Origin of the sequence: Paraburkholderia sacchari (assembly GCF_000785435.2) — a bacterium.
Classification (GTDB): Bacteria; Pseudomonadota; Gammaproteobacteria; order Burkholderiales; family Burkholderiaceae; genus Paraburkholderia; species Paraburkholderia sacchari.
Map to the genome: position 1 here is coordinate 25,441 of NZ_JTDB02000010.1, position 19,888 is coordinate 45,328.

Genomic DNA, 19,888 nt, shown 5'->3' on the forward strand with positions numbered 1-19,888 from the left:
CATGAATGAACTGCATGCCATGATCTGACGCTCAGCAGTGGTGGCGCAGATTGATCATCGTATAGCCGAGCGTCTTGAAGGCGTAGTGCACCTCACTGATGCGTTCAAAGCGCAGCAGCAGGCGACGAAACTTGTCTTCCCAGGCGAACACGCGCTCAATGGTGCGAAAGCGCTCTTCGAAGATTGCCGGATTGAAGCAGCGCTTGCGACCGCACTTCGAGGTTTTGCGTGCGCGTGGGTTCTCGGGAATGTTCGGAACCATGCCACGATTGTAAATCGCCTTACGGTTGACCCGGCAGTCGTAGACGCCATCCAGACTGACGATGGAGCCTTTCAGATTCATGCCAATAGCGCGCGCCATCTGGCTGAGCCGGGGCAGCGCATCACGCAGCAGGGGCGATTCATTGCGATTGCCGGCAGCAGTGACGAACGGCGCGATGACGTTGCAGTGGCGGTCGCACAAAGCCACCACCTTGTCACCCTTGAGATGTTTGTGGCCGCTATAGCCGAGGTTATCGCCGCCTTTCTTCGCCGCTGTCGTCGTGCCATCGCCGTGAATGACCGTCAGATCAAGCAACCGGTCATCATGAAGCCTGCGAACCGAGGCGGCAAAGATGGCATCAATACAACTCATGGCCTGCCAGCGACGAAATATCCGGTAGACCCGTGTGTAGTGAATTTCGGGCAGGCCTTGAGCATTCCTGTCGATCGGCAGCGTCTTCCATTGACATCCCATATAGCGCGGAGCGCGACCTGGCCGAGGAACGGCTGCGTGCCTACCGGCGTGAGATGTTTGGCGCAAAGAGCGAAGCACGGGATTCGGAGCAGTTCGGGCTGTTCAACGAAGCTGAGGCGCTTGGCGCGAATGCGGCACCCGCCCAGGAAGATACGCCCGAAACGAAGGTCGGTGCGCATACATGCAAAAAGCGCGGCCACCGCAAGCCGCTCGATCCCGGTCTGCCCCGCGTGATCCGCCGGCACGAACTTCCGGAGGCCGAGCGTTTCTGTAGGAACGACGGCCATGCTCTGGTCGAGTTTGGCGTGGAAATCAGCGAATAACTCGACGTAATTCCTGAGCAGCTACGCGTGATCCAGCATCAGCGGGTCAAGTATGCATGCCCGTGCTGTGATCTTGGCATCAAGGTCACGCCGGCGCCACCGCGTCTCATCCCACGAGGACTCCTGACTGAATCTGCACTTGCCTGGATTGCGGCGGGCAAATTCCAGTTTGGCATGCCGCTGTATCGTCAGGCTGGTCTGCTTCGCCGCTTCGGTGGTGATATCTCGTCCAACACGATTGCGGCCAGCATGGTCAAGGTCGGCCTCGCAACGCAGCCGGTGATCAACCTGATGCGCGACGCGCTGCTTGAGTCAGCGGTGATCCCCGCTGACGAGACGACCTTCCAGGTGCTCAAGGAGAAAGGGGGCTGTGTCGCAATAACGGGGTGGAGTAGAATCCGGAGACCGCACAGCCTGACGAGCATGATGGCAAAGACGAAAACGCCGCGCAAGACACTCTACGTCAAGGTCAAAGGCCAATGCAAATATTTGCACCGCGCAGTCGACAAGGATGGCAACACGGTTGACTTCCTGCTGCGAGCCCATCGAGACAAGGCGGCTGCCTTTCGCTATTTCAGGAAGGCGATCGACCAGAATGGCGAGCCCGAAACGGTTACCGTGGACAAGGGCGGCGCCAATCTGGCGGCACTCGAAGCGCTCAATGCCGAGCGGGCCACCCCGATCAAGATCCGACAGAACAAGTACCTGAACAACATCTTCGAGCAGGATCACCGTGCCATCAAACGCATAATCAGACCGATGATGGGTTTCAGGAGTTCCGGTGTGCGCGCATTATTCTCGGCGGCATCGAAGTCATGCATATGATCCACAAAGGGCAGATGCATGACAATGGCATTGCCAAAACTACTGCTGATCGATTCTACTCGATGAGTATATAGCAATCCTTTCTATATCGGGGAAACCCCATTTCGTCCCTGCTATCGCGACACTACCCTTTAATTTGGTCTACGTCAGAGAGCCATCAATATCGGACGACTTGCCGGCTCGTAGTGCGTCAAGGAACACTTGAGTCGCGATGGTCGGCTCGCGATCCTTGCGAATGACAAGACTGAACTCGGCACGTTGGTTCAGCAAGTCGGGGCGCAGCGGACGCATTCGCCCCTGATCGACCCATTGCGCCGCGTAGTGCTGCGGCAGATAGCCTATGAATTTGCCCGATTGCACAAGGATCGCGACAGCCTCCATGTGATAGACCGTCGCCGCAATTCGGAAGTCGACCGTCGCGGTCAGTTCCCTCGCTTCGCGCATGTAGCCGCGCGACACGTAGTCCAATCCGCGTAGGTCGTCGACCTCAACCTGCAGCGGAGCGGATTCAAAAAGCGGATGGCCCTCCCCGCAATACAGGAAAAGTTGCTCGCTATAAAGCCGTTCGTAGGCTAAACCGGGCAGCTTGTTTCGAAACGGGCCGATGCCGACATGTAGCTTGCGTTCCTGCACTGCATCTTCGATTTCCCGGGGCGATCTGATTTCTAGCTTGACATGCAGGTCGCCTCCCCGTTGCTTGACAGCCAGAATGGCCGCCCCAATGCGGGAATGTGGATCAGTTGTCGTATTGTCGACGACACCGATGGTCAGTTCGCCACTGATCCGATGCTGCAACGTGCCAATCCCGGCGCGGAAATCCTCGACTGAATCCAGAAGTTTCTCGGCCAGTTGGTACAGCGAACGCCCACCGTCGGTCAACTGGAAGCCGCGCCGCCCTCGCTCGCACAGTCGGATCCCCAACCGCGCCTCAAGGTCCGACATGTGCGTGCTGATGGTCGACAGATTCATGTTGAGCGCGGATTCGGCCGCGGAAAAGCCTCCACAGTCCGTCACGGTTTTGAAAATGCGCAACAGGCGCAAATCGAAGTCGGTTACCTGGATCACAGGACAAGCTCCTCGGCGTCTCGAATAGAAGAAGCGGCAGCGGTGAAGGTTCGGCAAACCCAAAACTAAGGTTTGAAAGATCGGGATTCAACCGACGATGCGGACTTGCCAGACTGATCATAACGCGACACAACCCACGTACTGCCCAAAAGGAGTTGCCATGAGTGAAAACCGATTCGCGCCCATTACTGGTACCGTGATGCCTCGTTACGCCGGCGTGGCCACGTTGATGCGGCTGCCATATACGCCTCTGACGGACGAGCGTATCAGGGACGTGGAAATCGGCCTCATCGGCGTGCCATGGGACGGTGGGACGACCAACCGCCCCGGCGCACGCCACGGGCCGCGCCAGTTGCGCGACGTGTCCACCATGGTTCGCAACATCAACCGCGCGAGCGGTATCAATCCGTTCGAGCTGTGCAATTGCGCGGACCTCGGCGATACGCCCGTCAATCCGGTCGACCTGAATGATTCGCTCAACCGCATTACCGCGTTCTACACCGAGGTCTGCAGGGCCGGCATAGTGCCTCTGTCGGTGGGCGGAGATCATTTGGTGACGCTGCCGATCATGCGTGCGTTGGCCAAGGGCCGGCCGCTCGGGATGGTGCACTTCGATGCGCACACGGATACCTGGAATCGGTATTTCGGTGATAACCCTTATACACACGGCACGCCGTTCCGACGCGCCATCGAGGAAGGTTTGCTGGACCCGAAGCGCACCGTGCAAATCGGTATCCGTGGAGCGCTCTACAACGACAGCGAAAACGACTGGGGCGAACGCCAGGGCATTCGGGTGATCGACATCGACGAATTCCAGGCCATGGGTGTCGACGCGGTCATTGATGAGGCTCGCCGCGTTGTGGGCGATGCTCCGACCTACGTGACGTTCGACGTAGATGCGCTGGACCCAGTCTATGCGCCCGGCACGGGTACTCCGGAAATCGGCGGACTGACAACACTCGAAGCACAACGCATGATTCGGGGGTTGCGCGGCCTGCACCTGGTCGGCGGCGACGTGGTGGAAGTGTCACCGCCATTCGATCCGAGCGGCAACACCGCTCTCGTCGGCGCCACGCTGATGTTCGAAATACTCTGCGTCCTGGCGGATAGCATCAAGCGGCGCAGGTAATTGGGCGACCGGTCCCTGTGCCGCCATCGATCGTGACGACACCCTATGGCCGGAAAGGTGGTCGGCCTCTTTATGTGTTTTTTTCCCGAGGAGACATGCGATGCAATACTTCTTCGACCTACAACTGGGCGAATTCAATCGGAGGAGATGGAAAATGAAAAGGACGCAATCGGCGCTTACTGCTCTCCTGACACTCTTTGCTGCAAGTTATTTTACCTCGGGCGTAACTCAAGCCGAGGAAAAACCGCATGTCATTATCGGCTATGAGGAGGCCATCGATCCGTTCATGGTGTCGATGGCCGAGCACATGTTCGAGCGTAACATGAACGCCGACGTGCAGTACAAGATGTTCAGCTCGGGCCCGGCGGCAATGGCCGCGCTGGCGTCGAACAGCCTGTCATTCATGTGCGTCATCGGCATTCCACCCGTCGTCACGGCAATCGCGCAGGGTCTGCCGATGACCATCGTGTACAACCAGGAGCGCTACATTGACGCGGCCGGTATCGTCGTCAAACCTGAAAGCGGCATCAAGGACGTCTCCGCGCTGCAGGGCAAGAAGATTGCAATTGTCGCGGGCTCGCAAGCCTCCTTCGAACTGGCCACTTTCCTGGCCGAGGCGCACGTACCATATTCGTCGGTCACACAGATCAACATGGCGCCGCCGCAGATGCGTACCTCGTGGGTGACTGGCGCTATCGACGCAGCGATCGTCTGGGACCCGGTGTTCACTACTCTGCGGGAGGCCGGCGGGAAGGTGATCAAGAACGACGGCGACCTGCCGCGCGAAGCCTCAAGCTATAACGTGTGCATCGCCAACGCCGGCTGGGCCAAGGCACATCCGGCGCTGGTGCGCGGCTTTGTGGCCGCCATGGATCAGGGCTATCAGATGACGATGAAGGAGCGTGACAAGGCGGTTGCCGACATGGCTCGCGTCATGGGTGTGACTGTGCCTGTCGCGCAGAGCGAGCTGGCCGGCTACGAGCTGTTCTCAGGTGCCGACCAGACAACGCCGAAGGTCATGGGCCGAGGCACCGGCGTAACGAGCTCGCCAACCTACAAGACACTCGTCAACACAGCCAAGGTGCTAAACTCCATTGGGCGCATCCAGTCGGTGCCGGTGAGTTTCGAGAAGAACGTCGCTCCTCAGTACACCGAATTCCTTGCCCATTGAAACGACCGACCGATTAGCCGCGGCCGTCTTGCAGGTTGTAATGAGATGGACCTGGTGCCTCCCTTCTGGGAACACTGACGGACGTCAACCTGACGTGTGGAGGTTCATCATGGAAATCGACATTCTCGGCACCAAACGGCATTGTCAAGTTGACGACGTGGTCGCGTACCAACGCGATATGAGTAGGATTCCTGTTGATTATTGAGCGATGCCACTCGGCTCAGCGACGGTCCACCGGAACCAGCTGGCCAGGCGTGCTCGCAGTTGTGCGCGATGGTCAACTTTACTCATCCTGTGCCGGGGCAGCACGAAGTGCTGACGAATCGGGCCGAAGTTCGACAGAAAGCGCTGCGTGCGCCGCGGGTCACGGGAACCCTGCATCTGACGCTCACGCCGGCGCGTCGGCTGGCGGCTGTTCTCGGCGCGGTTATTGATCCGGGCCGAGGCCTTCATGAATCGTGACCGTCGGTGGCCTCGCAGTGATGCTCGGACGCATTTCTCAACCAAATCGTTCAGGAGTTACGCTTGCACAAGCAAAGTTCTTAACACCCTGCCAACTGAACGATTTCCGCAATCCCTTACCGGACAACCGTTTCCGCAGATTTTGTTTTGTTAACATCAGGATGAAAATTTCAATAAATTTTGTTAGCTACTGCGCGATTTCGACTAATTTTTGTTAAACAATGAACGCGAAGCTTTCGTTTCTATGCCGAAATATGACGTGCGACCGGGGCGTAGAACACCTGAATCCTTCCACTGGACGCGAGCGGCTGGTTGAACGTCACTGTGCCGTCAATGCATTAACAACATTAGTTGAAAACTATTAACAAATTTAGTTGCGTGAGCGCACGTTTTTCCTGAAAATATGCCGTTCCACATGCCTGTTACGATAAGTATTCCTATCGTTATAGAGCGCTATTTCTCCGCTTTACCCATGCAAACGTGCAAGTGATTGCGGCCGACATGGAATCGAAAAGCGCTTCCGGAAGCAAAAGGCTGTGCAACACACTAAAAGCGTCAGGCCGGTGGTGCGCGAGCGCATTTGCATAGCGCCAGCTGGTTAAAGTCAAACTCAAGCGCAACGCGAGTTCATTGAACTGGTCCATGCCGAGAAGCGTGGCGATCAGATCGTTCTTTCGTGCCATTGACATCGCGGCGGTGCGCGAAGGGTTGTCGATTCCCGGCGTAGGTGTTTCGCGGAGAAAGACACATGGCGCAGGTTCGCTCCCAACAGGGGGAAAAACCTACGCCAGCATCGCCGATTCACACAGAGAAAGATGAGCGGAGGCTAATCAACCCAGCGCTTGCACCCAACAGAACGCCGTTTTAAATCCGTTACTTAGATCTAAACCCAGCAAATCTGACCGCTCCTCACCAATCCGAATATTACTTTTCTTTCATTCGTTCATTATTTTTTCGGATATGCGAAGAGGCGGATACCATCCCGCTACGAAATTCTAGAAAACGCTTATTTTTCAGCCATCCAAACGCCGAGTCCGGCATTCATCCGAATGTCAATCCTGACTACTCATTCTCTTCGAAGTAGTCGCGCGGCCTTGTCCAGCGAACTGCCCTCCTGAAACCTACGCCAAAACTTACGCCGCAAAAGTCGACCCCAGTGGACTTTACTGGACAGCGTCCGCTATTCGATATGGTGCGCTCCCGGGCACGCAGCAGGTCTGCGGTCGAAGTGCCCTGCCCTTGTCGATGGCGTGAACAGGTATCGGCACCGGCCCCTGTTTCAGCGTCTCGCAGTTGCGACACACCCACCCAAGCGCAACACACAGTTCGTTGTCTCGCTTGCCGGCGAATGGACCTCGAAGACCGCAATCGCGTGCCGCTGGGCGGCAACCTGCTCCCCCAGCGAGAACGCCGCTTGCGCTGCCTGCTCGACCACGGCGGCATTATTGCGGATCACCTGATCCATGCGGCTCACCGCCTCGTTGACCTGGCCGATCCCGCTGCGCTGCGCTTGCGAAGCTTCGAAGATGCTGTCGTTGATTTCGACCACGCGCTGAACCGCACGCCGCACGTCCCCCATGGCTTGCGCTACCTGGTCCGCATGTGCGGCGCCACCCGAGATGGACTCCACCGAGTTGCGCACCAGCACCTTGATTTCCTTCGCTGCATTCGCCGCTCGCTGGGCGAGAGAGCGCTTTTAGCGATTCATCGAGCGAACCCGGCACCTCGCGGACGTTCTTCGCTTTCTCGGGCGGCAGGTCGTAAATGTTCACAGGCTTGACTGGATCCCAAGGCCGGAACCAGCCCCCTTTGCTTCAACCAGTCCAGATTGAAAAGGCGAGATCGGTACAGTTCGCCACCATCGCACAGCAGCGTGACGATCGTATGCCCCGGGCCCATCTCCCGGGCTAGCCGTACAGCGGCCGCGACGTTGATGCCTGTCGAACCGCCCACATAGAGGCCTTCTTCGCGCAGCAATCGGTATACCATTGCGACGCATGACTGGTCATCGATCTGGTAAGCGTCGTCAATCGGCGTGCCGTCGAGGTTTGCGGTAACGCGGCTGGAGCCAATACCCTCGGTAATCGAATTGCCTTCTGTCTGAATCTCGCCCGTCTTCACGAAGCTGTACAAACCGCTACCGTGCGGGTCGGCGAGAACAATCCGCACGTCGCTGTTCTTCTCCTTCAGGAAGCGGGCCACTCCGGCCAGTGTGCCGCCGGTACCGGTGGCGCAGACAAACGCATCGACCGTGCCAGCGGTATCACGCCAGATTTCAGGCCCGGTGGTCTCGTAGTGAGCCCTGCGATTGGCAAGGTTGTCGAACTGGTTCGCCCAGATCGCGCCGTCTAGTTCCTGCGCGAGCCGTCCTGCGATCTTCTGGTAGTTGTTTGGATCCTTGTATGGGGCTGCGGGTACCGGGTGGACTTCGGCACCGAGGACACGCAACAGTTCCATTTTCGCGGGAGACTGCGTCTGCGGTATGACGATTACGCAGCGATAACCGCGAGCAGCGCAAATATGGGCAAGGCCAATGCCGGTATTACCCGCGGTCCCCTCCACCACCGTGCCGCCGGGCCTGAGTTCGCCTCGCTGCTCGGCGTCCTGAATGATGTACAGCGCGGCTCGGTCCTTGACCGAACCACCCGGGTTCATGAACTCGGCTTTACCGAGAATCTCGCAGCCGGTCTCCTCGCTTAGCCGCGCGAGCCGCATAAGTGGCGTGTCGCCCACGCACCCAACAAAACCCTCCCGGACACGCATACCTCCTCCATTCGCAAGGCTGGCAACAGACCGCCCTCACACCGGAATGATAGAAAAAGATCCGGCGCACTTCCCAAGGTTTGATTTGGAATACGTGGAAGTGTCCATGAAGTTGATGCGCAGACTCGCAGGCAAGACGCTCGCCAATGATTGCTCCGCCGACGGCCACCTTCCATTGCGCCAATCTGCGCCCTAATTTAGCCATGGCAATGCATGCCGCTGAAGCCGCGCTCAGGACGGACCGTCGATGGGAGTCGGTCGGGATGTCACCACTGTTCTTGCGTTAAGCCAGTCTGAGCTTGCCCACAATGACTAGAATTCAGGCATGGTGGCATTCCCCAAGGAGGCTGCCATGACTCAGTTAACGATCGGCTTATTTGGTTGGCCTTGTGGTTCTCATTGTGGTCGCCATGGCCCGGGTCCTGGTCGCTACAGGCGCGATGCCCCAGGAGAGAGCCTGAGCCAGTTGCTCGACATGCAACATACGAGCTGGATGCATCGCAAGCACTAACCGGCCGGGCAGGCTGACACCGAGGAGCGCACCATGGCCTTCGCCCTTGCCTCGCAAGCTTTCCACGAAGGGGGAGAGATTCCTCGGCGCTACACCTGCAAGGGCGCAGACGTCTCGCCGCCGCTCGTGTGGTCGGGGGTACCGGCCAATGCGAAAAGCCTCGTGCTGATCGTCGACGACCCGGACGCGCCCGACCCGGCCGCACCACGAACGACATGGGTCCACTGGGTGCTTTACAACATCCCGGCGACGGCTCCAGGTGTTCAGGAGGGTGTCCCTCCCGGTGTGCTTCCGGCAGGCACGCTTGAGGGCACTAACGACTTTCATCGCACCACGTATGGTGGCCCATGCCCGCCCGCTGGCCGTCATCGGTATTTCCACAAGCTTTACGCACTCGACACTGTGCTGCCCGATCTTCACAAGCCCACAAAGGCAGCGTTGGAAAAGGCAATGGAAGGCCACGTCGTGGCACACACCGAACTGGTCGGCACATTCCAGAAGTAACACGCACCCCCGACTCACCTTGCGAGCCCGTTTGACCTGCTCACAGTGCAAGTAGATTGAAGCTGCTGCGATAAAAAAGAAGGCGTGGGTCGTTGCGTCACGCTGCCTGCTTTGCCCGCGTGCCGTTCGTGAAGTAGATTCTTCTGATGAGATCCGAGGTGGGAGGGACTGCCATGGAACTGAGCGTAGAACGCGTCGATGTTTGGGCGGCTACCATCGACGATAAACCGGGTGGCCTAGCGAAGGTGTTGAGCGTCTTACGGGATGCTGGTGTCGACTTGCAGTTTGTCGTGGCACGTCGCGCGCCGGAGGCATCGGGCAAGGGGGTCGTGTTTGTCGCTCCACTACAGGGAGATAGTGCGATCCGTGCCGCCACGCAGGTGGGGTTCACCGCCACCCCGAGCCTTCACTCCATCCGCGTAATGGGTCTGGACCAACTGGGCATCATTGCACAATTAACCCAGATGTTGGCGGATGGGGGGATCAACCTCCGCGGCGTCTCGGCCGCTGTACTTGGCACGCAGTTCATTGCTTATATCGCGTTCGATTCGTTTGACGATGCCGAAGAGGCAATTGACATACTGCAAAGGGCCTGAAGCCCGTACCGGACTGCGAACCGGCTTGGCCCCTCATGGCGAGGCAACTGGGTTTGAGTCGCCGCCGTGCGTTCCTTCGCGGCTCCTGGTATTGCCGCCGCGCCTGTCGGGCGGCAGCGATGGCTCGAGACGCGCGTGTTGCGCCGCGCTGGAACCGTGCACGCTTCAATGCGTATCGCCCGTCATGTGGAACTGGACACGCGCCATTTGCACACAGCCGCAAAACACCTGCAAGGGAACCTGCTTAGTCGCGCAATTAACCTCAATGCGATCTATCATGGTTTAGATAGTATTCATCGGCGCAGGAGCACACCATGCCTTCCAATCCATCCGCTGAGCCGACAGCCGAGCATCTCGACCCCGCACAGTCTCCGCCCGGCGCGCAGCCCAAGACTGGTTCCCACGCACCGGTAAAATCCGCGAAAGACGATCTACCTGACGCCGATGCTGCCGAGCCCGTGCCGCACGAGCACCTTCCGAGCCGATCCGACGACAATTGATTGAGCGGCATGTGTCGGTGTCGCCGGCATCGGGCAGCTTTAGGCGTTGCACCATTGCGGGCCTGTGGCGGGTGTCCGCCGCGACCCGCTCGACCAGCACACTATTCGGTTCGTCGGACGAGGCCGCCGATATAGACGGCCGCCGCCTTGACACGCCCCTCCAGGTACGTCGTAGAAAGCGAATTCTGGTCGCGCAGTTGTGCGAAATGATATATCGCGCCAGATTCCGGGCTGAGTGGTTTCATAACACGGCCCATATCGTGATCCGGCGCGACGGATAACGCTACCGAAGCCTGACGTGGCGAGGTTTGAACCGGCCGCCCCGGGGAGCCACACATCGACGCGGCAAAGTTCTACCAGCGACTCAGAAGACCTTCTATGAACTCAGACGTCGGAATGCTCGAGACCTGGCTGGTGCGGGTGCACGGCCAGGTACAAGGCATCGGATACCGCGAAGCCTGTGTGTGCCGCGCCAGAGCCCTGGCTGTCACTGGCTGGGTGCGCAACCGCATGGACGGCTCCGTCGAGGCGATGATTCAGGGCTCCCGTAGGCAACTTGCCGAAATGTGCGCGTGGCTCAGAGAAGGAATGCCCGCAGCGCTCGTCGAAGAATTTGAGGTGACAGAAGTGCCACCGCCGTTCGCCCGCTTCGATGAATTCAACCGGCTGCCGAGCTTGTAAATCCGGATCTCGCGCAAATTGAGAGCGCGACGCCGAAGCAGCAGGCTGCGCACCGCTCCGAATTACGACCCGCAGGCAGGCACACATCCTCTCGCCGCGCTTCGAGCCTGGTACCTACCGGATACAGTCTTTCTGGCAGCAGGAAAAGCCGATCAGGGCCTAACCCTTCACACAAACCACCTGCCGCAGCGTATGTACCACCTCAACCAGGCTCCGCTGCGCGGCCATTACCGCGTCGATGTCCTTATAGGCCATCGGAATTTCATCAATGACCCCTGCATCCTTTCGGCATTCGACATGCAGCGTCGCGCTGATCTGATCCTCGACCGTGAAGCGCCGTTTGGCCTCCTTCCGGCTCATCGAGCGCCCGGCGCCGTGACTGCATGAGCAGAAGCTCTCTTCATTGCCGAGTCCGCGAACGATAAAGCTCTTCGCCCCCATGGATCCGGGAACGATGCCGAACTCGCCCGCTCGCGCCGACAGCGCCCCTTTACGCGTTACGAAGATGTCGGCGCCGAAGTGCCGTTCCTTCTGCACGTAATTGTGGTGGCAGTTCACCACGTGCTCATCGATCGCGAAGGGTTTGCCGATAGTCGCGCGCACCGCGTCGATCACGGCATTCATCATGACCTCACGGTTGCTGCGCGCGTAGCGCTGTGCCCAGCCGACCGCCTCCACGTAGTCATCGAAGTGCCGACTGCCTTCCTTGAAGTACGCGAGATCCTTGTCCGGAAGATTCGCAAGGTGTTGACGCATGTCGGCCTGGGCCAGTGTGATGAACAGGCTCCCGATTGCGTTGCCTACACCACGCGATCCGCTATGCAGCATGAACCAGACGCCGTCACCTTCGTCAAGACATACTTCGATGAAGTGATTGCCGGTGCCGAGCGTGCCCACGTGCGCGTGGTTGTTCGTGCGCGCGAGGGAAGGATACTTGTCGACGATGCGCTGAAAACCGGGCGCCAGCAGCTGCCAGGCGTCGTCGACGGCCGGCGGCGGACGCGACCATGCACCCGGGTCGCGCCGCCCCGGCGCACCGCCATGCGGAACCGCGCGCTCGATCGCGCCGCGCACGCCGGAAAGCGAATCGGGCAGGTCCGCGGCCGTGAGCGTCGTGCGAACCGCCATCATCCCGCAGCCGATATCGACGCCCACCGCCGCCGGGATGATCGCCCCTTGTGTCGGAATCACGCTGCCGATCGTCGATCCTTTGCCCACGTGCGCGTCCGGCATTACGGCAACGTGCCTGAACACGAACGGCATGCGGGCCGTGTTTCTCAGTTGCCGCCGAGCCGCCTCCTCAATCGCGACGCCCTGGGTCCACATTTTCACGGCCTTGCCGCCTGCCACTTCCATTAGCTGAATATCGACCGGGCCCATGTCTTAGCCCCTTCGTCAGTGTCGCTCGTCGGCACGGGTCAGTGCGCGGCGTATGGCGTTAGCGTGAGCCGCTTTTCCTGATTCGACAACCCGCCGGCATTCCAGGAGGCAGCGGTTCGGCCTTTCCTGCCGTTCGACGGTCAACTGTGACGGTCCGCTGCGTGAAGGAATACACAGTCGGAACACAAGGTCGCCACTCCCATGTTCCCCGCAGCGCACCTGGCGGGATTAGACTGATAGACCGATACGCCGACCGCCCCTCTGGCGCGACGTTCTCGACCGTTTCATCAGGGAGCCGTTCATGAATGACAGGACGTATAACGTGCTCTTTCTTTGCACCGGCAACTCGGCGCGCAGGGTGATGGCAGAGGCGCTACTCGCCACGTTGGGGAAAGGTCGATTTCGCACGTACAGCGCAGGAAGCAATCCTATCGGCAAAATCAATCCTTTCGCCATCGAACAGGTGCGCAAGACTGGGTACGACCTGGCGAATCTGCGCAGCAAATCGTGGGACGAGTTCGCCATCTCCGAACCGAGTGCGCCCCAGATGGACATCGTTATCACCGTGTGCGATCAAGCCGCTGGCGCGGTATGTCCGTTGTGGCCCGGCCATCCTGCATCAGCACACTGGAGCTTGTCCGACCCCGCGGCCGTGGAGGCCGAGGATGAAAGCAAACGTGCTGCATTCGAACAGGTTTTCCAGCAGATTCGACGCAGGGTCGAGGCGTTCGTCCAGCTACCGCTAGACGAGCTTGATGACGCCACCGTTCGCGCCGAGTTGCGACGGATTAGCGACATCGACGACACGGCCGTCCGCACATCCGGGATGTCGACGTGAGGCTGGAGCTTTCGAAGCGCAATTCCGATTGCCTTCTCCTCTAATGACGGCTACATCCGACCTGGCACCATAGTGGTCGATGAACCAGACGGTCCGATGAGCGCGGCGCAGTTGGCCGTGCAGTTGCAGGGCACGTGACCCTGCCCAAATTGGTCAAGAGCGCTAGTGGGTGCGCCCCGATGGAGGCCGACATGGCAAACCGGCTCGCTGCAGAATCCTCGCCTTACCTTCGCCAGCATGCGGACAATCCGGTGGACTGGTATCCGTGGAGCGACGAGGCGTTTCGCCGTGCACGCGAGGAAAACAGGCCGATCCTTCTCTCAGTGGGCTACGCGGCGTGCCACTGGTGCCACGTCATGGCGCACGAGTCCTTCGAGAATCCGCGCATTGCCACCGAGATGAATGAGCGCTATGTCAACATCAAGGTCGATCGGCAGGAGCGTCCCGACATCGATGAAATCTACCAGCAGGTCAGCCAGATGATGGGACAAGGAGGCGGCTGGCCGCTTACCGTGTTTCTCACGCCGCAGGGAGAGCCGTTCTTCGGCGGCACCTATTTCCCGCCGGACGATCGCTACGGCCGCCCCGGGTTCGCGCACCTGTTGATAGCCCTGAGTGAAGCCTGGCGGCATCGGCAGGATCAATTGCAGGACACCATTGTGCAGATCCAGCAGGGCTTCCGGCAGCTTGATCAGGCACACCAGGGCGGTTCAACCGCCGCTGTCGAAGACCTGCCTGCACAGGCAGCACGCGCCTTGGCACGGGCGACTGACCCGGCTCATGGGGGGCTTGGCGGCGCGCCCAAGTTCCCCAATCCGAGCTGTTACGACCTCATGCTGCGCGTCTATGAACGAAGCCGCGAACCCACGCTGCTTGACGCATTGGAACGCACACTCGACCGCATGGCGGCGGGCGGCATCTATGACCAGCTCGGTGGCGGGTTCGCCCGCTATAGCGTCGACGCGCATTGGGCCGTACCGCACTTCGAGAAAATGCTTTATGACAATGGCCAGCTTGTGAAGCTGTATGCAGATGCTTATCGCCTGACTGGCAAGCGAACATGGCGCTGCATCTTCGAGGAGTCCCTCGCCTATGTTCTGCGCGACATGACCCACCCCGAAGGCGGTTTCTACGCCAGCGAAGATGCCGACAGCGAAGGCGAGGAAGGCAAATTCTATTGCTGGAAGCCCGCCGAGATTAAGGCAGTCCTTGGCGAGTCAGAAGGCGCACTGGCCTGCCGCGCCTACGGTGTGACAGAACGCGGCAATTTCGAGCACGGTGCCTCGGTACTCCACCGTGCGGCCGAGCTGGACGCGCTGGAGGAAACGCAGCTCGCTGGCTGGCGCGAGCGGTTGCTGGCCGCGCGCGCCCGACGTGTGCGCCCGGCCCGGGACGACAACATTCTCACCGGTTGGAACGGTCTGATGATCGCGGGGCTCTGTGCCGCTTTCCAGGCGACAGGTGTCCCCGGGTATCTCAGCGCGGCAAAGCGTGCCGCCAGTTTTATCGAGAAGAAACTGACACTTGCCGACGGCGGCGTATTCCGGGTCTGGAAGGACGACGTAGCCAAGGTACCGGGGTTCCTCGAGGACTACGCCTTTCTCTGTAATGCGCTGCTCGACCTCTACGAGTCATGCTTCGACAGGCACTACCTCGATCGCGCGATCGAGCTCGCGACCCTCATCCTCGACAAGTTCTGGGAGGAGGGGCTGTTTTTCACACCGTGCGATGGCGAGCCCTTGGTCCACAGGCCCCGTGCCCCATACGACAGCGCCTCACCGTCGGGCATCTCATCAACCGCATTTGCCTTCGTGCGTCTGCATGCACTCACCGGGAGCGATCTCTACCTTGACCGCGCCGAACACGAATTCCGGAGATACGAAACCACAGCAGGCAAAGTACCATCCGCTTTCGCGCACCTCATGGCCGCGAGGGACTTCATGCAGCGCGGCCCGCTCGGGATCGTCTTTGCAGGCGAGAAAGTTTCAGCCGCAGAGCTTGCAACGGGCGTTCACCGCGCCTACCTCCCTGCGCGCGTGCTGGCGTTTGCAGAAGACGTGCCGATCGGCCGGGAGTGTCACCCGGTCGACGGCCGGGCCGCGGCATACGTGTGCCGGAATCGCACGTGCGCTGCACCCATGACCGAGGGCAACGCGCTCGTTGAATATTGCTTGTCCGGTAGGGTGTGACGGTGCGGGACCGATCCATGCACGCCCTTTTCGAACCCCGGCTTGTCAACGACGCGTTCGGCGATCCAGGTCTGTATGTGGACTTTCGCGACGAACGCCGGGCTCTCCTTTTCGATCTCGGCGATATCAGCAGTTTGCTGCCTGGCCAACTGATGCGTTTATCGCATGTCTTTGTTACCCACACGCACATGGACCATTTTTGCGGCTTCGATTATCTCTTGCGTGTAACGCTCGGGCGCAAGGCTGGCATTGTCCTGTTCGGCGGCCCCGATTTCCTTGAACAGGTCGAACACAAGCTGCGCGCCTATACGTGGAACGTGGTGCACCGTTACGAGGTCGAGCTGGTGATCGACGCGCGTGAAATCGGAGCGGGCGGTGGCGGACGGCGCGCGCTTTTCTCAAGTCGAAATCGGTTTGCCCGCGAAGCAGACGCGGTTTTCGAGCGATCCGACGACGTGGTGCACGACGAAGCGACCTTTCGCGTACGTGGCCGCTTTGTCGATCATGACATCCCGTGCGTTGCGTACGTGATCGAGGAGAAGGCCCGCGTCAAGGTCGCGAAGGACCAGCTCGCGGCGCTCGGCGTGTCCGCGGGCGCGTGGCTCCGCGAACTGCAACATGCGGTGCTGACGGGCGCACCTGAGGAGGCACCCATTCAGGTGCTGTGGCGCGACCGGCATGGCGATCACGCGATGACTCGACAGGTCGCGGAACTACGGCATCTGATTCTCGCCATTGTTCCTGGGCGGCGCATTGGCTATGTAACGGACTTGCGCTACACGGAATCGAACGTGGAGACGCTTTTTCAGTTGATGCACGACGTGGACCAGCTTTTTATCGAGGGCGTCTTTCTTGACGAAGACAAGGCACACGGACTGCGCAAGAATCACCTGACCGCCCGCCAGGCCGGTCTGATCGCGCGCCGGATCGGAGCCCGGGCGGTTGTGCCGTTCCACTTTTCACCGCGTTACGAAGGACGCTCGGGGGAACTGATTGCCGAGGTGCAGGCGGCATGGTCCCAGACGTCGTCTTGTTGACGAGAGGCCTGGGTGAATCCGACGATGGGCGTCTCTACCGCCTGTGTCGCACAGGCCGCCGGCCGAGGGAGTACATCTATTTTCATTATTCGCATAAGTAGTCCTACTCATATCAGGATTTGCTCGACCTGCGAGGTTATCGTGGACAAAGAATTTCTCGGCGAAAGTCTGTCGCGCGCCGTTGTCTTTCATCTGCCCCTTTGCGGTCACGCGTGCACAACTCAAAGCCCAACTCCTGCGGCATCGTCGGGGCGCTCGGCGTGTTGCGGTGATGCCGAGCAGGCATGCCGGGCGATCATCGGCCGGCATGTCAACAGTCGGCCACGATAAAGCGGCGCAATTGACGCACGAACTCCGCGCGGGCGGCGGCAGGCAGTTGCCGTCCGACGGGAATACGCTGCCAGCCGTCGCAAAGATAGACGGCGCCATCGTTGTCGCCGAGAGACACAGCCAGGCGGGCCGCACTCATCCAATGGATCGTGCGGCGTCCGCACTCGTGTACTTCGACGATCACGAACGGCGGAGCGAACGTCAGCACCTCGCCGTCCGTCGCGTGCCTGCAGTAGGCGATAAAGGCGATGCCGACGGCCACGGTGCAAAGCATTGAGAATGGCAGCGCCAGCCACTCGCCGAACGCGAATGCCGCTGCCACGCCGATTGCGAGGACCAGCGCCATGAGGAACACGGTCGCGGCGAGCGACTGCCGCGGCGTGAGGGAGCAGTTGCGCTTGATGCGCCACTCGCGGCTCGGCCCCGCTCCCCCGCCGTCGAACGGGTCAGGTCCATACGACCGCCTGAAGGATGCGTACATGATGGAAAGTCCCGCGTCGGGGACGCCATATCACACGCTCGAGGCGCCGCTCCTCGTCGAATGACGGAATGTACCGGCATTCCCAACTTGTCAGCGCGTGACGACCGACGAGGCGATCCGGTCGGCCAACGCCCCGGGAATGCGGCTGAGCGCGGCGGCTTGCACCGCCACGCCGCGGCACACCAGTTGCCCTGAGCGTCGCCAGTTGCGCGAAGTTAGTGCTGGCGGGCTGCCCCCCGATTGCCACGTGCACGCCGCTTGTAATGTCACCGTTTCGCTCGCGACTCGATCAGCATGGCAAAGGACTACGACGGGCCGCCCACGTCCGCCTTGATCCTGCGGAACGTGGTGCGCTCCAGCCTCATGTACAGGTTCGCCGCCACGATACCGAAGACGATGTGAACAAACAGGCTGGCCCAGTTGCGCGCTTCTGCGAACCACGGAAAAAGCTGTGTCATGCCGTAGAAATTAATCAGGTAAACGGCTACAGCAAAAGCGCCACCCGCCAGTGAAGCCATCCCCATGCTCGAGTCAAGGTTGAATGACGCCATGATCAGACCAAGGACAAGCGTGAATACGATGGCAAGGGCAAAATGCACCACAAAAGCCGCGAGCACGATGCCAATCGAGAATGCTTGCGGCGATTGCAATGCGCCTCGTCCCAGAATGATCGCGGCGACCATGCGTGGGGGTTCCAGCAGACTTGCGCCCGTCATCAGTGCCATCAGGACGACCCCTAACGCCAGGAACACAACGCCCGCAATGACGCCTGCCAGCACGGCTGCCCGCCAGTCGAGGTGGCCGTGTGTGAAATGATGGGAATCCATATGAAGTTGCACGTTTGTCTCCCGATCGATTCGAATAATTCATTCTAGTCCAGCTCGCGCGACTGATAGGGCAACTAAAGAACTTGCCCGCCCGGCAAACGGCGCGTCGCTTTTCGCGCGCTTCTGTGTGACCAGCCGGTCTTCAACGGCGCGAATCCGACAGTGCGCGTTCGGCGTGAGTCGACGGCGAGCCGGTTGAGTGCGGCAATTGCCGCCGAGGCGCTCGAAGAGCATTTCGGCGCTCATTCCGCTCTGGAATCCGCCTTAATGGTTGCTTTCGAAAACGGCCGCAATTCTGTCCGTGCGGCTTGCGCGGAAGCGATCGACCAGAACGCCAGCAAAGGAGTAGTGTTACATAGCGGACTGGTCCGAGTGGACGGGATGGAACCCGATCGCGGCACCACGGCATAGTCCCGGCGCGTGCCACCGCATGCACCTCTGTCTCGGCGCGGGTGAGGTGGGGCGGCATGGTCTGCAACCGCTAGTCAACGATGGAAGGAGGCCACATGTCACTCATCGTCGCAGCACGCTTCACCACATTCCCTGCCGCTGAAGACGCGGTGCAACGGCTCGTCAATGCCGGTTTTGTCGAGGAGGACGTCACACTGTTTTTCGTCAATCCGATCGGCCAGCACGCACGTTTTCGGCCCGGCGGCGATGTCAGCGCCGACACAAACGCGAGGGAGACGCCGAAGGGTGCCGAGATGGGCATCACGATTGGCGCAGCGGTTGGCGCCGTGGTCGGCGTCGGGATCTTCGCAGCGTTTTCGGCGCCGCTTATCGTGTCGCTGATCGCGGCCGGGGTGAGCGCATATGTCGGTTCATTGGTCGGCGCGATGATGCGCACGCGTGAAGACAGCAACGAAGAATCCCGTGATTCCGGCGTGCTGGTAGCCGTACACGTGTGTCCGGACAGCCAGTTGGACGCCGCGCGGGTGCTGCGCGAGGCGGGAGGTGCGGCGATCGAACGCGCGACCGGCCGCTGGCAACAAGGGCGGTGGGCCGACTTCGATCCGCTCAAGCCGCCTGAGCCGCTCAACGAATTCAGTGAGAAGCACGCCTGATTTGAAGGTGTTTTTCGCCAGGATTTTCAGAGAGCCAGGAAACAAAGACGGCCCGGCATTTGTCGGGTCGTTTTGTATTCAGAGCGGTGCGTTCCAGGCACTTGCCTGAGGAACGGTCGGCGCGGGGATCAGTGGAAGAAGAGTTCCCGCATGCCGAAGGTGTGATGCGCTTCGGCAGCCATGAGAATCATCAGCACCAGCAGGCCCAAGGGCGGCATCAGGATCGCGTACACCAGCGCCAGCCGCTCCCACATCATGTGCATGAAAATCGACACGATCAGCCCGGCCTTGGCGATCATGAGCACGACGATCAGCGTCCAGCGCAGCAGGCCCTGCACGTGAAAGTAATCCACCATGTACGACATCGTGCTCAGTATGAACAGCAGGCCCCAGATTTTCAGGTAGATGCCGATCGGATGCTGCTGGCCGTGCGCGGCCTCGGGTCGCTGGGCGGGATCGGTGTGATCCATGGTCTG

20 protein-coding genes and 3 pseudogenes are annotated in these 19,888 nt (G+C 60.1%); 13 read left to right on the forward strand and 10 right to left on the reverse strand.

Annotated elements, in window-relative coordinates; all coding sequences use genetic code 11:
• Window positions 1–31: 31 nt before the first annotated feature.
• Window positions 32–736, reverse strand: coding sequence for a transposase (locus NH14_RS27225; RefSeq protein ID WP_237179784.1), 705 nt, complete (start codon window positions 734–736; stop codon window positions 32–34).
• A 2-nt stretch (window positions 737–738) separates the two neighbouring features.
• Here NH14_RS27225 and NH14_RS27230 point away from each other — a divergent pair.
• Both NH14_RS27230 and NH14_RS27235 read left to right on the forward strand, forming a co-directional pair.
• Window positions 739–1,425 (forward strand): annotated as a pseudogene (locus NH14_RS27230) (transposase); the annotation flags it as partial.
• A gap of 93 nt (window positions 1,426–1,518) precedes the next feature.
• Window positions 1,519–1,958, forward strand: a pseudogene (locus NH14_RS27235) (IS6 family transposase); the annotation flags it as partial.
• 67 nt (window positions 1,959–2,025) lie between these two features.
• Here the strand turns inward: NH14_RS27235 and NH14_RS27240 are convergent.
• Entirely contained in the window at window positions 2,026–2,949 is a 924-nt protein-coding gene (locus NH14_RS27240; RefSeq protein ID WP_035530840.1) for a LysR family transcriptional regulator, read from the reverse strand.
• Window positions 2,950–3,109: 160 nt separating this feature from the next.
• On the opposite strand from NH14_RS27240, the gene speB reads away from it, so the two are divergent.
• Together speB and NH14_RS27250 are read left to right on the forward strand one after the other, a co-directional pair.
• Complete coding sequence (gene speB, locus NH14_RS27245; RefSeq protein WP_035530839.1) at window positions 3,110–4,078, forward strand: agmatinase; 969 nt, start codon at window positions 3,110–3,112, stop codon at window positions 4,076–4,078.
• Window positions 4,079–4,178: 100 nt separating this feature from the next.
• Window positions 4,179–5,249: a taurine ABC transporter substrate-binding protein gene (locus tag NH14_RS27250; RefSeq protein ID WP_237179785.1), complete on the forward strand. Its 1,071-nt coding sequence runs from the start codon at window positions 4,179–4,181 to the stop codon at window positions 5,247–5,249.
• 198 nt (window positions 5,250–5,447) lie between these two features.
• On the opposite strand, the pseudogene NH14_RS27255 reads toward NH14_RS27250, so the two are convergent.
• From NH14_RS27255 to NH14_RS27270, 4 genes and pseudogenes are all read right to left on the reverse strand, one after another.
• Window positions 5,448–5,705: pseudogene (locus NH14_RS27255) on the reverse strand (IS6 family transposase); the annotation flags it as partial.
• Window positions 5,706–6,154: 449 nt separating this feature from the next.
• Complete coding sequence (locus NH14_RS27260) at window positions 6,155–6,394, reverse strand: hypothetical protein (protein WP_152617239.1); 240 nt, start codon at window positions 6,392–6,394, stop codon at window positions 6,155–6,157.
• 596 nt (window positions 6,395–6,990) lie between these two features.
• Window positions 6,991–7,359, reverse strand: a complete 369-nt coding sequence (locus NH14_RS27265) for a hypothetical protein (RefSeq protein WP_035530833.1) — start codon at window positions 7,357–7,359, stop codon at window positions 6,991–6,993.
• A gap of 56 nt (window positions 7,360–7,415) precedes the next feature.
• Window positions 7,416–8,474, reverse strand: a complete 1,059-nt coding sequence (locus NH14_RS27270) for a cysteine synthase A (protein WP_084225799.1) — start codon at window positions 8,472–8,474, stop codon at window positions 7,416–7,418.
• A 544-nt stretch (window positions 8,475–9,018) separates the two neighbouring features.
• Here NH14_RS27270 and NH14_RS27275 point away from each other — a divergent pair.
• The 3 genes from NH14_RS27275 to NH14_RS27290 all read left to right on the forward strand — a co-directional run bounded on the left by NH14_RS27275 (window position 9,019) and on the right by NH14_RS27290 (window position 11,266).
• On the forward strand, window positions 9,019–9,489 hold the full coding sequence (locus tag NH14_RS27275) for a YbhB/YbcL family Raf kinase inhibitor-like protein (protein WP_035530831.1): 471 nt from the start codon (window positions 9,019–9,021) through the stop codon (window positions 9,487–9,489).
• A 173-nt stretch (window positions 9,490–9,662) separates the two neighbouring features.
• Window positions 9,663–10,085 (forward strand): ACT domain-containing protein, encoded by a 423-nt coding sequence (locus NH14_RS27280; RefSeq protein ID WP_035530829.1) that lies wholly within the window; start codon window positions 9,663–9,665, stop codon window positions 10,083–10,085.
• An 878-nt stretch (window positions 10,086–10,963) separates the two neighbouring features.
• Entirely contained in the window at window positions 10,964–11,266 is a 303-nt protein-coding gene (locus NH14_RS27290) for an acylphosphatase (RefSeq protein WP_035530826.1), read from the forward strand.
• A 159-nt stretch (window positions 11,267–11,425) separates the two neighbouring features.
• On the opposite strand, the gene NH14_RS27295 is transcribed toward NH14_RS27290, so the two are convergent.
• On the reverse strand, window positions 11,426–12,646 hold the full coding sequence (locus tag NH14_RS27295; protein WP_035530823.1) for an RtcB family protein: 1,221 nt from the start codon (window positions 12,644–12,646) through the stop codon (window positions 11,426–11,428).
• A gap of 301 nt (window positions 12,647–12,947) precedes the next feature.
• Here NH14_RS27295 and NH14_RS27300 point away from each other — a divergent pair, with 301 nt between their 5' ends.
• The 3 genes from NH14_RS27300 to NH14_RS27310 all read left to right on the forward strand — a co-directional run bounded on the left by NH14_RS27300 (window position 12,948) and on the right by NH14_RS27310 (window position 16,710).
• Window positions 12,948–13,484 (forward strand): arsenate reductase ArsC, encoded by a 537-nt coding sequence (locus NH14_RS27300; protein ID WP_035530821.1) that lies wholly within the window; start codon window positions 12,948–12,950, stop codon window positions 13,482–13,484.
• Window positions 13,485–13,675: 191 nt separating this feature from the next.
• On the forward strand, window positions 13,676–15,673 hold the full coding sequence (locus NH14_RS27305; protein ID WP_052148351.1) for a thioredoxin domain-containing protein: 1,998 nt from the start codon (window positions 13,676–13,678) through the stop codon (window positions 15,671–15,673).
• A 17-nt stretch (window positions 15,674–15,690) separates the two neighbouring features.
• Window positions 15,691–16,710 carry a ribonuclease Z gene (locus NH14_RS27310; protein WP_035530819.1) on the forward strand — a complete coding sequence of 340 codons (1,020 nt, stop codon included), beginning with the start codon at window positions 15,691–15,693 and terminating at the stop codon, window positions 16,708–16,710.
• 310 nt (window positions 16,711–17,020) lie between these two features.
• Here NH14_RS27310 and NH14_RS27315 read toward each other — a convergent pair whose 3' ends face one another.
• The gene (locus NH14_RS27315) at window positions 17,021–17,386 is read right to left on the reverse strand and encodes a DUF2244 domain-containing protein (RefSeq protein ID WP_237179786.1); all 366 of its coding nucleotides are present in this window, start codon (window positions 17,384–17,386) and stop codon (window positions 17,021–17,023) included.
• Here NH14_RS27315 and NH14_RS33710 point away from each other — a divergent pair.
• The gene (locus NH14_RS33710; protein WP_237179787.1) at window positions 17,385–17,585 is read left to right on the forward strand and encodes a hypothetical protein; all 201 of its coding nucleotides are present in this window, start codon (window positions 17,385–17,387) and stop codon (window positions 17,583–17,585) included. The two genes, NH14_RS27315 and NH14_RS33710, sit on opposite strands and share 2 nt — an antisense overlap.
• Window positions 17,586–17,826: 241 nt before the next feature.
• Here the strand turns inward: NH14_RS33710 and NH14_RS27320 are convergent, their stop codons facing one another.
• A complete protein-coding gene (locus tag NH14_RS27320; RefSeq protein WP_035530818.1) occupies window positions 17,827–18,360 on the reverse strand; it encodes a hypothetical protein in 534 nt (177 codons plus the stop codon).
• A gap of 183 nt (window positions 18,361–18,543) precedes the next feature.
• Here NH14_RS27320 and NH14_RS27325 point away from each other — a divergent pair, with 183 nt between their 5' ends.
• Together NH14_RS27325 and NH14_RS27330 are read left to right on the forward strand one after the other, a co-directional pair.
• Window positions 18,544–18,759, forward strand: coding sequence for a DUF1488 family protein (locus NH14_RS27325; RefSeq protein WP_407947190.1), 216 nt, complete (start codon window positions 18,544–18,546; stop codon window positions 18,757–18,759).
• 95 nt (window positions 18,760–18,854) lie between these two features.
• Entirely contained in the window at window positions 18,855–19,412 is a 558-nt protein-coding gene (locus tag NH14_RS27330) for a glycine zipper domain-containing protein (RefSeq protein WP_035530816.1), read from the forward strand.
• Window positions 19,413–19,540: 128 nt separating this feature from the next.
• Here the strand turns inward: NH14_RS27330 and NH14_RS27335 are convergent, their stop codons facing one another.
• Window positions 19,541–19,882 carry a cytochrome C oxidase subunit IV family protein gene (locus NH14_RS27335; RefSeq protein WP_035530815.1) on the reverse strand — a complete coding sequence of 114 codons (342 nt, stop codon included), beginning with the start codon at window positions 19,880–19,882 and terminating at the stop codon, window positions 19,541–19,543.
• Between the last annotated feature and the right edge of the window lie 6 nt (window positions 19,883–19,888).

What these genes read in the sequence shown, in the direction of transcription:
- NH14_RS27250 (WP_237179785.1), top strand. Translation starts at nt 4,179, where the DNA reads ATGCAATACTTCTTCGACCTACAACTGGGCGAATTCAATCGGAGGAGA.
- NH14_RS27310 (WP_035530819.1), top strand. Translation starts at nt 15,691, where the DNA reads ATGCACGCCCTTTTCGAACCCCGGCTTGTCAACGACGCGTTCGGCGAT.
- NH14_RS27300 (WP_035530821.1), top strand. Translation starts at nt 12,948, where the DNA reads ATGAATGACAGGACGTATAACGTGCTCTTTCTTTGCACCGGCAACTCG.
- NH14_RS27275 (WP_035530831.1), top strand. Translation starts at nt 9,019, where the DNA reads ATGGCCTTCGCCCTTGCCTCGCAAGCTTTCCACGAAGGGGGAGAGATT.
- NH14_RS27305 (WP_052148351.1), top strand. Translation starts at nt 13,676, where the DNA reads ATGGCAAACCGGCTCGCTGCAGAATCCTCGCCTTACCTTCGCCAGCAT.
- NH14_RS27295 (WP_035530823.1), bottom strand. Translation starts at nt 12,646, where the DNA reads ATGGGCCCGGTCGATATTCAGCTAATGGAAGTGGCAGGCGGCAAGGCC.
- NH14_RS27335 (WP_035530815.1), bottom strand. Translation starts at nt 19,882, where the DNA reads ATGGATCACACCGATCCCGCCCAGCGACCCGAGGCCGCGCACGGCCAG.
- NH14_RS27270 (WP_084225799.1), bottom strand. Translation starts at nt 8,474, where the DNA reads ATGCGTGTCCGGGAGGGTTTTGTTGGGTGCGTGGGCGACACGCCACTT.
- NH14_RS33710 (WP_237179787.1), top strand. Translation starts at nt 17,385, where the DNA reads ATGAGGAACACGGTCGCGGCGAGCGACTGCCGCGGCGTGAGGGAGCAG.
- NH14_RS27330 (WP_035530816.1), top strand. Translation starts at nt 18,855, where the DNA reads ATGTCACTCATCGTCGCAGCACGCTTCACCACATTCCCTGCCGCTGAA.
- NH14_RS27315 (WP_237179786.1), bottom strand. Translation starts at nt 17,386, where the DNA reads ATGGCGCTGGTCCTCGCAATCGGCGTGGCAGCGGCATTCGCGTTCGGC.
- NH14_RS27225 (WP_237179784.1), bottom strand. Translation starts at nt 736, where the DNA reads ATGGGATGTCAATGGAAGACGCTGCCGATCGACAGGAATGCTCAAGGC.
- NH14_RS27290 (WP_035530826.1), top strand. Translation starts at nt 10,964, where the DNA reads ATGAACTCAGACGTCGGAATGCTCGAGACCTGGCTGGTGCGGGTGCAC.
- NH14_RS27280 (WP_035530829.1), top strand. Translation starts at nt 9,663, where the DNA reads ATGGAACTGAGCGTAGAACGCGTCGATGTTTGGGCGGCTACCATCGAC.
- speB (WP_035530839.1), top strand. Translation starts at nt 3,110, where the DNA reads ATGAGTGAAAACCGATTCGCGCCCATTACTGGTACCGTGATGCCTCGT.
- NH14_RS27260 (WP_152617239.1), bottom strand. Translation starts at nt 6,394, where the DNA reads ATGGCACGAAAGAACGATCTGATCGCCACGCTTCTCGGCATGGACCAG.